The following is a 12,821-nucleotide window of genomic DNA, read 5'->3' on the forward strand; positions in this document are numbered from 1 at the left end:
ACTGAATCCCATGTCGAGGCACACCCTGTCCGTGCTCGTGGAGAACAAGCCCGGCGTGCTCACGCGCGTCGCCGGGCTGTTCGCCCGGCGCGCGTTCAACATCCACTCCCTGGCGGTGGGCCCCACGGAGCACGAGGAGATCTCGCGCATCACCGTGGTGGTCGACGTCGAGGAGCACCCCCTGGAACAGGTCACGAAGCAGCTCAACAAGCTGATCCACGTGATCAAGATCGTCGAGCTCGAACCCGAGTCGTCGGTGCACCGCGAGCTGCTGCTCGTCAAGGTGCGGGCCGACGCCGCCACCCGTACCGGGGTGCTCGAGGTCGTCGAGATGTTCCGGGCGCGCGTCGTCGACGTCGTGCCGGAGTCCGTGGTCATCGAGGCCACGGGACCCGCCGCGAAGCTCGACTCCCTCCTCGCGGCGCTGGAACCGTACGGCGTCCGTGAGATCGTCAAGTCCGGGACCCTGGCCATCGGCCGGGGCGCCCGCTCCATCACCGACCGCGCGTTCGAGCGCGCCGTCCGGTCCGCGTGACTGCGTGACCGACTGACCTACCGACTTACTCTCCATCCCAGAAATCACATTGAAGGAGCAAGAACCGTGGCTGAGCTGTTCTACGACGATGACGCCGACCTGTCGATCATCCAGCAGAAGAAGGTTGCCGTGATCGGCTACGGCAGCCAGGGCCACGCGCACGCCCTGAACCTGCGCGACTCCGGTGCACAGGTGACCGTCGGCCTGCGCGAGGGCTCCGCGTCCCGTGAGAAGGCCGAGAACGAGGGCCTCGCGGTCGCGACGGTGCCGGACGCCGTGCGGGACGCCGACGTCGTCGTCATCCTCGCGCCCGACCAGGTGCAGCGGCACGTGTACGCCGAGGACATCGCGCCGAACCTCAAGGAGGGCGCGGCGCTCGTCTTCGGGCACGGCTTCAACATCCGTTACGGCTACATCAAGCCCGAGGCCGACCACGACGTGCTCATGGTCGCCCCCAAGGGCCCGGGCCACATCGTGCGCCGCGAGTTCGCCGACGGCCGCGGCGTGCCCGTGATCGTCGCGGTGGAGCAGGACGCGTCCGGCTCCGCCTGGGAGCTCGCGCTCTCGTACGCCAAGGGCATCGGCGGCCTGCGCGCCGGCGGTATCAAGACGACGTTCACCGAGGAGACCGAGACCGACCTGTTCGGTGAGCAGGCAGTGCTCTGCGGCGGCGCCTCGCAGCTGGTGCAGTACGGCTTCGAGACGCTGACCGAGGCCGGCTACCAGCCGGAGGTCGCGTACTTCGAGGTGCTGCACGAGCTCAAGCTGATCGTCGACCTCATGGTCGAGGGCGGCATCGCCAAGCAGCGCTGGTCCGTCTCCGACACGGCCGAGTACGGCGACTACGTCTCCGGCCCGCGGGTCATCGACCCGAGCGTCAAGGAGAACATGAAGGCCGTGCTGGCCGACATCCAGAACGGCGCCTTCGCGGAGCGGTTCATCGCCGACCAGGACGCCGGCGCCCCCGAGTTCAAGGAGCTGCGCGCCAAGGGCGAGCAGCACCCGATCGAGGCGACGGGCCGCGAGCTGCGCAAGATGTTCTCGTGGATCAAGCCGTCGGACTCCGACTACGTCGAGGGAAGCGCGGCGCGCTGACCCGGCCGCTCGCACGCTGGCGCCCCCACTCCTCCGTCGGGAGGGTGGGGGCGCCGTGCTGTCGGCATCGCGCTGCGCCTCGTGCCAGGGGCGGGCGTTAGGGCAGGATGTCCCCGTGACTCACGACGTGAACCCGCAGGCAGCGGACGACAACGAGCCGACCGACGTCGAGCCGGGCGCCGAGGCGTTCGACCCCGCGACCTTCGACCCCGAGGCGGTGTCCGCGGAGGACTCCGCGCTCGCCGGTGAGGTCCTCGACTTCTGGGCCGCCACGCGCCAGTACGCGGGCCTGGCCAAGGCGAGCATCGTCGTGGGCCAGACCGTCGGCGAGACCGTGCCGCCGCAGGCCTGGTCGTTCGGCGACGAGCCGGAGCTCGCCGAGCAGCTGCTTGACGCGGTGCTCGCGGGGGACAAGACGGCGACGTCGTCGGCCCTGTGGGACTACGACGCCGAGGGCGCGCCGCTGCCCGTCGCCGGTGAGCTGTCGATCCTGCTGGACGGCGAGAACCACCCGCGCGCCCTGATCCGCACGACGAGCGTCGAGACCACCACGTTCGAGGAGGTCGACGAGGACTTCGCCGCGGCGGAGGGCGAGGACGACCGGACGCTGGAGTCGTGGCGCAAGGGGCACGAGGCCTACTTCCGCCGGAACCTCCCGGAAGGCCGGGAGTTCTCGCTGGACATGCCGGTCGTGTGCGAGCGGTTCGAGCTGCTCTACCCGCGGCTCTGATCTCGCACCCGGAGTGTCAGTGACTCGTCCTACCGTGTGAGCATCGGCCCTGACCGACGGGCCGCCGTTCTCACGCGAGGTGATGGCAATGGCGCTGCGCTGGTACTCGACCGTCGTCGAGTCGACCGACCACAAGAAGCTGGCCCGCTGGTGGGGCGAGGCCCTCGGCTGGCAGGTCATCTTCGAGACGGACGAGGAGTCCGTGCTGGTGCCGCCGTGGGCGCTCGAGCTCTCGGAGAGGCTGGACTTCCACCAGGTGCCGCCGGGCATGGTGTTCGTGCCCGTGGAGCACGAGAAGGTGCGCAAGAACCGGCTGCACTGGGACTTCGCGCCGCACACGAGCGACGACCGGGACGCGGAGATCGCCCGGCTGGTCGAGCTGGGCGCGACGGTGACCGACGTCGGGCAGCCGGCCGACGCGACCTGGACGGTTCTGACCGATCCGGACGGCAACGAGTTCTGCGTGCTCTCGGCGAGGGACCAGTAGTGGGCGCGGTCGATGAGTTCTGACGCTCGCGGTCGTCGGTAGAGACATGAGCACACACATCAAGGCCAAGAACCTCGGTGACCTCTACGAGCTGTCGCCGCTCCAGTGGGAACCCGTCGCCGCGGCGCTCGCGGACATCGGGGACCAGGCGCCCGGCGGCCGGGGGCCGGACCGCCACTCGCACTGGCTCACGACGATCAACGCCGACGGCAGCCCGCACACCACGGGCGTCGGGGCGTTCTGGGACGACGGCAAGTTCTACGTCGTGTCCGGCCGTGGCGTCCGCAAGGGGCGGAACATGGAACGCGAGCCCCGGTGCACCATCGCCGTGGCGGCGGACGACTACGACGTCGTCGTCGAGGGTGCGGCCGAGCTGGTGACCGACCGCGCCACCGTCGCGCACATCGCCGAGGTGGCGGCCGCGGGCGGCTGGCCGGCGGAGGTGGACGAGTCCGGGACCGCGCTCACCGCTCCGTACAGCGCCCCGTCGGCGGGACCCGCTCCGTGGCACGTGTACCGCGTGACCCCCACGAAGGCCAACGCCCTGTTCGTGCGGGAGCCGGGCGGCGCGACGTCCTGGACGTTCGAGTGACGCGCGTGCCGAGCCCGCTCGGCGGCCGTCCGGTCGGAGCATTCGTGCGTCCATTCCGTGAGACCAGCGTCTCATTCACCCGCTCGCGCGCGTAGGCTCCGGACATGGCACAGGTGGGCAGGACAGACGCTATCGACCTCGCAGTGGTCGCAGGTGACGGCATCGGGACCGAGGTCGTGGAGCAGGGCCTCGCGGTGCTCGAGGCAGCGCTCGCGCCGTCGGGCACCAAGCTCTCCACCACCGAGTTCGACCTCGGCGCACGCCGCTGGCACACGACCGGCGAGACCCTCACCGACGAGGACCTCGAGAAGATCAAGAGCCACGACGCGATCCTGCTGGGCGCCATCGGCGACCCGTCGGTCCCGAGCGGCGTGCTGGAGCGCGGGCTGCTGCTCAAGCTGCGCTTCGCGCTCGACCACTACGTGAACCTGCGCCCGACCAAGCTCTACCAGGGCGTCACCAGCCCGCTGGCCGACCCGGGCGAGATCGACTTCGTGGTGGTCCGGGAGGGCACCGAGGGCCCGTACGTCGGCAACGGCGGCGCGCTGCGCGTGGGCACCCCGCACGAGATCGCCACCGAGGTCAGCGTCAACACGGCGTTCGGCGTCGAGCGCGTGGTCCGCGACGCGTTCGCCCGGGCGAACGCCCGCCCGCGCAAGCACCTCACGCTCGTGCACAAGCACAACGTGCTCGTGCACGCCGGCCACCTGTGGCGCCGCACGGTCGAGGCCGTGAACGCGGAGTTCCCCGACGTCACCACCGACTACGCGCACGTCGACGCCGCGACCATCTACCTGACGACCAACCCGAGCCGGTTCGACGTGATCGTCACGGACAACCTCTTCGGCGACATCCTCACCGACCAGGCCGCTGCGATCAGCGGCGGCATCGGGCTCGCGGCGTCGGCCAACATCAACCCCGACCGCACCGCGCCGTCCATGTTCGAGCCGGTGCACGGCTCGGCCCCCGACATCGCGGGCCAGGGCAAGGCCGACCCCACGGCCACGATCCTCTCGGTGTCCCTCCTGCTGGACCACCTCGGCTTCGCCGCGGAGTCCGCGCGGGTGCACGACGCCGTCGCGGCGGACCTCGCGGCCCGCGGCGACGTCGTACGCACGACCGACCAGGTAGGCCGCGACATCGCGGCCCGCGTGACCGGGTAAGCACGCTGCACGACGGCGGCGCCCGGGTCACGCAGACCGAACCGGGCGCCGCTTTCGTACGTCGAAGGCCGTCCGGGCAGGCGCCCGGCTCGGAATGCTCCTCCTGCCTTGCCGGGCGTGGAAGACTGACAACAGCATTCCGGTGAAAGGCATCGACATGACAACAACGACGGATCCCATCCTCCCGACGCGGCTCGAAGACCTGGTGGCGCTCTTCGACGTGCGGCCCACCGACGTGCCGACGCCGGACGCCGAGCGCGCCGCGGCGCTCAGCGCGCCGAAGTTCGGGACAGTGTTCACGGACCACATGGCGCGGGTCTCCTGGACCAGCGCCGACGGTTGGAAGGACCGGCGGATCGAGAAGTACGGTCCGCTGCAGCTCGACCCCGCGACGGCGGTGCTGCACTACGCGCAGGAGATCTTCGAGGGCCTCAAGGCCTACAAGCACGCCGACGGCTCGGTCTGGACGTTCCGTCCGGACCAGAACGCCGCACGGTTCGCACGCTCGGCGCACCGGCTGGCGCTGCCCGCGCTCAGCGTGGACGACTTCATCGGGTCCCTGGCGGCCCTGGTCCGCACGGACATCGACTGGGTGCCCGGCGGCGAGGACTCGTCGCTGTACCTGCGGCCGTTCATGTTCGCGTCGGAGGCGTTCCTCGGTGTGCGGCCCTCGCTCGAGGCCGAGTACCTGGTGATCGCGTCGCCGGTCGGCCCGTACTTCGCGGGCGGCGTCAAGCCCGTGTCGATCTACGTGTCCGAGCAGTACCACCGGGCGGGGCCGCCCGGAGGCACGGGCGACGCGAAGTTCGGCGGCAACTACGCGGCCAGCCTGCTGCCGCAGCGCGAGGCACAGAAGCAGGGCTTCGACCAGGTGTGCTTCCTCGACGCCGGGAGCAGCACGTACCTCGAAGAGCTCGGCGGTATGAACGTGTTCCTCGTGATGGACGACGGGACCGTCCACACGCCCGAGCTCGGCTCGATCCTCGAGGGGATCACCCGGGCCTCGGTCCTGCAGCTCGCGGGCGACCGCGGTTACGAGGTGGTGGAACGGCGCATCCCGCTCGCGGAGGTCGTTGCCGGGCTCGGGTCCGGGAAGGTCAAGGAGTTCTTCGCGTGCGGCACCGCCGCCGTCGTGACGCCGGTGGGGCGCCTCGCGGGGAGCTCGTTCGACCACGAGATCAACGGTGGCGAGCCCGGCGAGCTGACGATGGCGATCCGCCAGGAGCTCACCGACATCCAGTACGGCCGCGCCGAGGACCGCCACAACTGGATGCGCCGCCTGGCCTGAGACCGCGCGAAGTAGAGCGTGCGTCCGGACCCACGCTCTACCTCGGCACCCTTGAGGCGCCGAGGTAGAGCGGGTGTCCGGACGCACGCTCTACTTCGCGGGCTGGTCAGGTCCAGAGGCGGCCTATCGCGTCGCGCGCCACGAGGAACCCGATGATTCCCACCACCCACGCGGTGGTGCTCGCCGCGTTCTTCGTCAGCCAGGCGTCCAGCCGTCCGAGCGGCCGTTCGACGAGCCGCGACGCGAACACGCGCGCCGCCGTCAGCACCAAGGCTGGCGCGATCATGACCACGCAGTACCCGAGGATCCACAGGCCCGACACCGGCCAGCCCGGCCCCTGCGTCCCGATCAGGCCGAGCGCCGCGAGGTAGGGGAGCATCGTCGCGACCTCGACGAGCCCGGCCCCGATCGCGAGGGCCGCGAGCGCCCGTCCGCTGCCCGACTCGCTGCTGAGCACCCGTTCGCGCCAGCGGCTCAGCCGCCCGGACCGGCCCGGCTCGGTGACCGGCGGCGCGGCCACCTGGCCGTTCGCCGCACCGGCCGTCGCGGTGCCGTCCGCGGCGCCGTCCGCGGTGCCGGCCGCCACCGACGTCCCCGCCGCGGGCTCCGTCGGCTTCTTGCCGCCGACGGGTTCGAGCTTGAAGCTCCACGCGAAGAGCGCGACGCCGAGCACGAGCTGCGCGACGAGGAACGGGCGGGTGTCGGACAGGGTGCTCAGTGTGTCGCTCAGGGCGCCGGCACCGAGCAGGATCGCCAGCCCGACCAGCGCGTAGAACCCGGCGATCGACCCGAGGTAGACAAGCATCCGTCCCACACGCACCCGCCCGGGCGACATGAGGAGCCAGACGGGGATCAGCAGGGTCCCGAAGCTCGTCGAGTCGATGAGCGCGAGCACCGCGAGGGCACCGATCAGCGCGGCACCCGTGAGCTCGGCGGAGAAGAAGTCCATGCGCCACAGCCTGGCGCAGGCCCTGTGCGGGCACATCGGCCGAAGCGCCGAGAAGGCGGTACATCCTTCGGATGACACACGCCGCTCCTGCGCGTGCTGAGATGGTGGCATGTCCCGCACCGCCGACCTGATCGCGCCTCTCACCAGAGTGGTGCTGGCCGAGGACCGGCGCGGGGACGTCATCACGGCCGTCGGCCTCCTGGCCATCGCGCTCGCGCTCGACGCGCTCGGCCTGGTCCGGACGTCGTGGAGCGGCCTGGCCGGGGTGTCGTCGTGGTGGTTCGTCGCCCCCGCCGTCGTCGGCTGTGCCGCGCTGGTGTGGCGCCGGTTCCACCCGCTCGGGGCGCTGGGCGTCGTCACCGTCGCGTTCGCCGCCGACGTGGCGCTCGGCGGCAGTGTCGGCCTGCTCGTGGTGCTGTGGGAGGCGCTGTACGCGGTGCACATCCACGGCCGCCCGGCGGCGCGCCGGGTCACGGCGGTCGGCGTCGGCGCGCTCTCGCTCGCCGCGATGATCGTGGTCGGCGAGGCCACCGGCGAGGCGCGGTTCGCGATCCTCGCCGGGCTCCAGGCGGTCACGCTCCTGGTCATGCCGATGTGGTGGGGTGCGAACGTCCGGCAGGGCCGGGAGCTCACCGCGGCCGCGCACGACCTGGCGCGGCTCGAGCGAGAGCGGGGCACCGCGCTCCTCAGCCTCTCCGAGGCCGCACGGCACGACGCCGTCCGCGCCGAGCGCACCTCGGTCGCCCGCGACCTGCACGACGTCGTCGCCTCGCACCTCTCCGCGATCACCATCACGTCCGGTGCGGCGCTCGCGGGGCCGCCGGAACCCGAACGGGATCGCGCGGCACTGCGCAGCATCCGCGCCGAGAGCCTTGCCTCGCTGCAGGACATGCAGTCCATGATCCGGGTGCTCTCCGCGGGCGACACCGGGGTCACAGCCCATAGCTCCGACCTGCTGGCGGCGCCGCGCGTCGCGCAGCTGCCGCCCGTGCTGGAGCAGGTGCGGCTCGCGGGGCTGGACCTCACGGTGACCGATCCCGACGGCGTGCTCACCGGCGACACGGTCCTGCCGGCGGCGGTGGACCACGCGGTGTACCGCGTCGTGCGGGAGTCGCTGACGAACGTGCTCAAGCACGGGGGTGCCGGCGTGGAGGTGCGGGTCGCCGCGGCTGACACCCTGGAGCTGGAGGTGTACGACGACGGCGTCCGTCCCGGCGGTCCTGCCGGCCACCCGGCCGACGTCGGCGACGGGACCGGCCTCGGGCTGGTGTCGATGCGGGAGCGGGTCGAGTCGCTGGGCGGCTCGTTCGCCGCGGGGCCGGCGGAGGACCCGTCCGGCGACCGACCCGACGGCGCCGGCTGGCGGGTCCGGGCGGTCCTGCCGCTGCCGGACAGAGCGGCGGACAGAGCGGCCGACGGAGCGGCTGACACAGCGGCTGCCGAGCCCGCGCCGTCGGACCGGGCGATCCCGGGGCTCCACGCATGATCCGCGTCCTGCTCGCCGACGACCACGCGGCCATCCGCGCGGGTCTGCGCATGCTGCTCGCGACCGCCGGCGACATCGAGGTGATCGGCGAGGCCGGTGACGGCGCGGTGGCGGTGGCGAACGCGCGGGCGCTGCGGCCCGACGTCGTCCTCATGGACGTCCGGATGCCGGGGACCGACGGCGTGACCGCCACCCGGCAGATCGTCGAGGAGGGCCTGGCCGAGGTCCTCGTGCTCACGACGTTCGACCTGGACGAGTACGTGTTCGGCGCACTGCGGGCCGGGGCCGCGGGCTTCCTCCTGAAGACGGCCGAGGCGACGGCGCTGGTCGACGCGGTACGGCACGTCGCGGCGGGCGACGGCGTGGTGGCGCCGGAGGTGACCCGTCGGCTCATCGCGAAGCTGGCGGAACCGCAGGACGGGAACGGCGCGGGCGGCCGGGGCGGTCCGGTGCGGGCGCTGCCCGCGGACCTGACGCCGCGCGAACGCGACGTGTTGGCCGGCCTCGGGAGCGGCCTGTCGAACGCCGAGCTCGCCGCCGAGCTGGTGATCAGCGAGGCCACCGCGAAGACCCATGTGTCGCGCGTGCTCGCCAAGCTCGGCGTCACGTCCCGGGTCCAGGCCGCGATCGCCGCCCGCGACGCGGGCCTCGCGTAGATCATCGAAGCGCTTGCGTCTGGCTATTGACTTCACTCCTGGGCGCCCCCAGCATGGGAGCGTTCCCACAGGTGCACACGAGAAAGGCCTCGTCATGCAGAGAACTGCGCGCACCCTGGCCGGCATAGTCGCCGGCCTCGCACTGACCTTCGCTTCGGTCGCCCCGGCGGCCGGCGCCGCGACGACCACCGCCCCCGAGCCCGGCAGCGTAGCCGGCCAGACGCAAGCCACGGACAAGCACAAGGGCAAGCACCGGCACAGCCACAGGTGCAAGCACACCATCGCGGACATCGCCGCCGACATGCAGCCGGGCTGGAACCTGGGCAACACCTTCGACTCGACCGGCAGCGACGAGACGTCGTGGGGCAACCCGCGCGTCACCGAGGAGTTCCTGGACGAGATCCGCGCCCAGGGCTTCAAGAGCATCCGCATCCCCGTCACGTGGGGCCAGCACCAGGGCGGCGCCCCGGACCACACCATCGACCCGGCCTACCTCGACCGCGTCGAGGAGGTCGTGGACTGGGCGCTCGACGACGGCTTCCACGTGATGATCAACATCCATCACGACTCCTGGCAGTGGGTGAACACGATGCCCACGAACCACGACGCCGTGCTCGACCGCTACAGCGACACCTGGACCCAGGTCGCCGACCGGTTCCGCGACGCGGACACGCGTCTGCAGTTCGAGAGCGTCAACGAGCCGCAGTTCGCGAACAGCGCGGGCCAGGCCGCCGAGCTCGAGCTGCTGGCCGAGCTCAACAGCGTGTTCCACGAGATCGTGCGCGACTCCGGCGGCCGGAACGCCGTCCGGCCGCTGGTGCTGCCGACGCTGCACACGGGTTCCGACCCGGCCCTGCTCGACGCGCTGGCAGCGGAGATCGCCGCACTGGACGACCCGAACCTCATCGCCACCGTGCACAACTACGGGTTCTGGCCGTTCAGCGTGAACATCGCCGGGTACACCCGGTTCAACGCCGAGGTGCAGCAGAACCTGACCGACCAGTTCGACCTGGTGCACGCCGCGTTCACCGCCCGCGGCATACCCGTGGTCATCGGGGAGTACGGGCTGCTCGGGTTCGACCGGCACACCGGCACCGTGGAACAGGGCGAGAAGCTGAAGTTCTTCGAGTTCTTCGGCCACGCGGCCCGGCAGCGCGGCTTCACGACCATGCTCTGGGACAACGGCCAGCACTTCGACCGCACGGCGTACAGCTGGCGGGACCAGGCGCTGTTCGACCAGATCTCGTCGAGCTGGACCCAGCGGTCCGGGACGGCGTCGTCGGACCTGGTGTTCGTGCCCGCCTCGGGCGACGTCGCCGCCCAGAGCCTGACGCTCAACCCGAACGGGACCACCTTCGACGCCCTACTGCACGACGGCGCGGAGCTGACCGCCGGGACCGACTACACGCTCACCGGCGATCAGCTCACGCTGTCCGCGGCGCTGCTGGAACAGCTCGCGGGGGACCGTACGCCGGGCCCGGCCGACGAGCTCGTGGTCCGGTACTCGAGCGGCGTGCCGTGGACGGTGCGGATCCTCAACCAGGAGACGCCGGTGCTGCAGGGCGCGTCCGGCACGACGGGCTCGTTCGCGATCCCGACGTCGTTCACGGGCGACCAGCTCGCGACGATGGAGGCCAAGTACGCCGACGGGTCCAACGCAGGGCCGCAGAACTGGACGTCGTACAAGGAGTTCGACGTGGCGTTCGCGCCGGACTACTCCGCCGGGACCATCAAGCTCACCCCGGCCTTCTTCGCCGAGGTCAACGACGGGACGGTCAACCTGACCTTCCACTTCTGGAGCGGCGACACGGTGACCTACACCCTGACGAAGACCGGCACCGACATCACGGGCACCCCCTGACCGGCACGAGATCCGCGAAGTAGAGCGTGTGTCCGGGTCTCCCTGGCGACGCCAGGGAGACCCGGACACACGCTCTACTTCGCGGATCTCGTGGAGACGGGGGTCAGGCGGTCGTGCGGCGGACCACCGTGCGGCTCAGGGTTCCCGTGAGCAGGGACCAGACCGCGCAGCCGATGACTATCCAGACAATCGCCGCGAGGATGGCCGGGACGATCTCGAACTCGCCCGCGAAGGGCACCATCGCGAGGATCACCGTCGCCAGGGCGACGACCCAGCCGAAGAACGACCGAGGCCGCGGCGTGCTCATGACGAGCAGGTAGAGCACGATCGCCGCCACCAGGGCGAACAGCGCGCCCGCCACCACCCAGGCCATCATGTCGGACCCGGTGCCGAACAGGTCGGCCTGCGCCTGTACCTCGAGGTTGAGGACCTCCTCGAGGATGAAGTCGGCGGCCAGCCCGATGAGAGCCGCCACGACCATCGTCGCCAGCGCACCTGCCCAGAACCGCCCGACCTCGAGGCCGAGCCGCGGATCCTCGGTGCCGGACGTGACCGGCTGCACGTGTGCTTCGTCGGGCGTCTGTCCCACCGCCTGGGTGGGCATACCCGGGGTCTGCGCAGGCGGCGGCTGGACCGGCGGCGGCTGCTCCCCATACTCCTGCCCGTAGGGGCGGTTCGGGTCACTCATGGTGTACCTCCCGGTTGTGAGCCCTTTGTCCCACTCCACCATGGAACCGAACGGAGCGCTCGGTCGCAACAGGACGAACGTGGGTAGAGGTGCCCATGGTGCCCGCGTGGCGCCATCGCTAGGGTCTGTGCAGCCGTTCCCCGGCGTGGTCCGCAAGCCCTAGTCTCTGCACGTGGAGGAGCTGATATGAGCGAGATGTACGGCGCAGACGTCGAGGCGCTGCGGGCGCTGGGTACCGCGATGGAGCGGCACGGCGAGACCCTCGAGCTCGCGGTCGGACAGCTCACCGAGGCCGTGACGTCGGTCCAGTGGTCCGGACAGGACCACGAGGAGTTCCTCGACGAGTGGCAGGTCCGCCACGCCGTGGCACTCCTCGCCGTGGCACAGGCGATCGCGGCCGCGGGCGCGAAGGCGGTCGCCAACGCGGACGCGCAGGAGCAGACGAGCGAGTCCTATGACGGTGGTGGCGGCGGGGGCCCGTCGGGGATCCCGGAGGGGACCGACGGGAGCTCGTCCGAGGGGCAGGGGAGCAAGGAGAAGGAGCCGGCGGGTGCGGCCGGCGACATGGGCAAGGTCGAGGACATCGGCCAGGTGCCGCTGGACGAGACGGCGATCGACGCGAGCAAGATCGACCAGGGGCGGCTCGCCGACTGCTGGTTCCTCGCGTCCGCGGGCGCCGTGGCCGAGAGCAACCCGAAGTGGATCCAGGAGCACATCAAGTACAACGCCCAGGACGGCACCTACACGGTGACGTTCTACCGGGACGGCGAACCGGTACACATCACCGTCGAGGACAACGCCTACGAGAACGCCGCGGGCGACCCGAACGGCAAGGCGTCGTGGATCACGGTCTACGAGAAGGCCGCAGCGGTGTACATGGGCGGTGAGTACGAGGACATGAACTACGACAGCGCCGAGACGGCGCTGGAGATGATCACCGGCAAGGACACCTCGAGCGAGTCGCTCGACCCGGCCCTGCCGTGGGAGGACCCGCCCAGCCTGCAGTCCATCGGCGAGCGCGTGAAGAACGGTGAGCCCGTCGTCGCCGCCTCCCCGGACGGCGGTGGCTGGTTCGGCGACCCGCCACCGGACAAGCAGGTGGTGGGCAACCACGTGTACACGGTGCAGGGCGTCTCGGAGGACGGCAAGACGATCACGCTGGTCAACCCGTGGGGGCCGACCGGCGGTACCGGTTCGGACGGCAACTCGAAGCCCGGCACGCTCACGATGTCGGCCGAGGAGTTCTACAAGAACTTTGACTCGGTGACCTACGGTGAGCGGACGAAATGAC

At 71.1% G+C, this 12,821-nt stretch carries 13 protein-coding genes; 11 read left to right on the forward strand and 2 right to left on the reverse strand.

Annotated features, from left to right (window positions below; all coding sequences use genetic code 11):
• Positions 1-10: 10 nt before the first annotated feature.
• The 7 genes from ilvN (at position 11) to ACNYC2_RS03945 (ending at position 5,890) form a co-directional block, all read left to right on the forward strand.
• Positions 11-535 (forward strand): acetolactate synthase small subunit, encoded by a 525-nt coding sequence (ilvN, locus tag ACNYC2_RS03915; protein ID WP_116676587.1) that lies wholly within the window; start codon positions 11-13, stop codon positions 533-535.
• Between the two features lie 66 nt (positions 536-601).
• Entirely contained in the window at positions 602-1,630 is a 1,029-nt protein-coding gene (gene ilvC, locus ACNYC2_RS03920) for a ketol-acid reductoisomerase (RefSeq protein WP_419705775.1), read from the forward strand.
• A gap of 115 nt (positions 1,631-1,745) precedes the next feature.
• Positions 1,746-2,360, forward strand: a complete 615-nt coding sequence (locus tag ACNYC2_RS03925) for an ASCH domain-containing protein (protein WP_419705776.1) — start codon at positions 1,746-1,748, stop codon at positions 2,358-2,360.
• Positions 2,361-2,448: 88 nt separating this feature from the next.
• Positions 2,449-2,847, forward strand: a complete 399-nt coding sequence (locus ACNYC2_RS03930; protein WP_419705777.1) for a VOC family protein — start codon at positions 2,449-2,451, stop codon at positions 2,845-2,847.
• Positions 2,848-2,893: 46 nt separating this feature from the next.
• Positions 2,894-3,439 carry a pyridoxamine 5'-phosphate oxidase family protein gene (locus tag ACNYC2_RS03935; protein ID WP_419705778.1) on the forward strand — a complete coding sequence of 182 codons (546 nt, stop codon included), beginning with the start codon at positions 2,894-2,896 and terminating at the stop codon, positions 3,437-3,439.
• 104 nt (positions 3,440-3,543) lie between these two features.
• The gene (locus ACNYC2_RS03940) at positions 3,544-4,602 is read left to right on the forward strand and encodes a 3-isopropylmalate dehydrogenase (RefSeq protein ID WP_419705779.1); all 1,059 of its coding nucleotides are present in this window, start codon (positions 3,544-3,546) and stop codon (positions 4,600-4,602) included.
• Between the two features lie 157 nt (positions 4,603-4,759).
• Complete coding sequence (locus ACNYC2_RS03945) at positions 4,760-5,890, forward strand: branched-chain amino acid aminotransferase (protein WP_419705780.1); 1,131 nt, start codon at positions 4,760-4,762, stop codon at positions 5,888-5,890.
• A 106-nt stretch (positions 5,891-5,996) separates the two neighbouring features.
• Here the strand turns inward: ACNYC2_RS03945 and ACNYC2_RS03950 are convergent, their stop codons facing one another.
• Complete coding sequence (locus ACNYC2_RS03950; RefSeq protein WP_419705781.1) at positions 5,997-6,839, reverse strand: GAP family protein; 843 nt, start codon at positions 6,837-6,839, stop codon at positions 5,997-5,999.
• 109 nt (positions 6,840-6,948) lie between these two features.
• Between ACNYC2_RS03950 and ACNYC2_RS03955 the strand changes: the two genes are divergently transcribed.
• The 3 genes from ACNYC2_RS03955 (at position 6,949) to ACNYC2_RS03965 (ending at position 10,842) form a co-directional block, all read left to right on the forward strand.
• Positions 6,949-8,325 carry a sensor histidine kinase gene (locus ACNYC2_RS03955; protein ID WP_419705782.1) on the forward strand — a complete coding sequence of 459 codons (1,377 nt, stop codon included), beginning with the start codon at positions 6,949-6,951 and terminating at the stop codon, positions 8,323-8,325.
• Positions 8,322-8,981: a response regulator gene (locus tag ACNYC2_RS03960; protein WP_419705783.1), complete on the forward strand. Its 660-nt coding sequence runs from the start codon at positions 8,322-8,324 to the stop codon at positions 8,979-8,981. Before ACNYC2_RS03955 ends, ACNYC2_RS03960 begins: the two co-directional genes overlap by 4 nt.
• A gap of 94 nt (positions 8,982-9,075) precedes the next feature.
• Positions 9,076-10,842 (forward strand): cellulase family glycosylhydrolase, encoded by a 1,767-nt coding sequence (locus ACNYC2_RS03965; protein WP_419705784.1) that lies wholly within the window; start codon positions 9,076-9,078, stop codon positions 10,840-10,842.
• 103 nt (positions 10,843-10,945) lie between these two features.
• Here the strand turns inward: ACNYC2_RS03965 and ACNYC2_RS03970 are convergent, their stop codons facing one another.
• Positions 10,946-11,530: a DUF6069 family protein gene (locus ACNYC2_RS03970; protein WP_419705785.1), complete on the reverse strand. Its 585-nt coding sequence runs from the start codon at positions 11,528-11,530 to the stop codon at positions 10,946-10,948.
• Positions 11,531-11,716: 186 nt separating this feature from the next.
• On the opposite strand from ACNYC2_RS03970, the gene ACNYC2_RS03975 reads away from it, so the two are divergent.
• Positions 11,717-12,820: a C2 family cysteine protease gene (locus ACNYC2_RS03975; protein WP_419705786.1), complete on the forward strand. Its 1,104-nt coding sequence runs from the start codon at positions 11,717-11,719 to the stop codon at positions 12,818-12,820.
• Position 12,821: the final 1 nt, after the last annotated feature.

The sequence above is a fragment of the Promicromonospora sp. NFX87 genome, from assembly GCF_048564965.1.
In the GTDB taxonomy this organism is placed as follows: Bacteria; Actinomycetota; Actinomycetes; order Actinomycetales; family Cellulomonadaceae; genus Promicromonospora.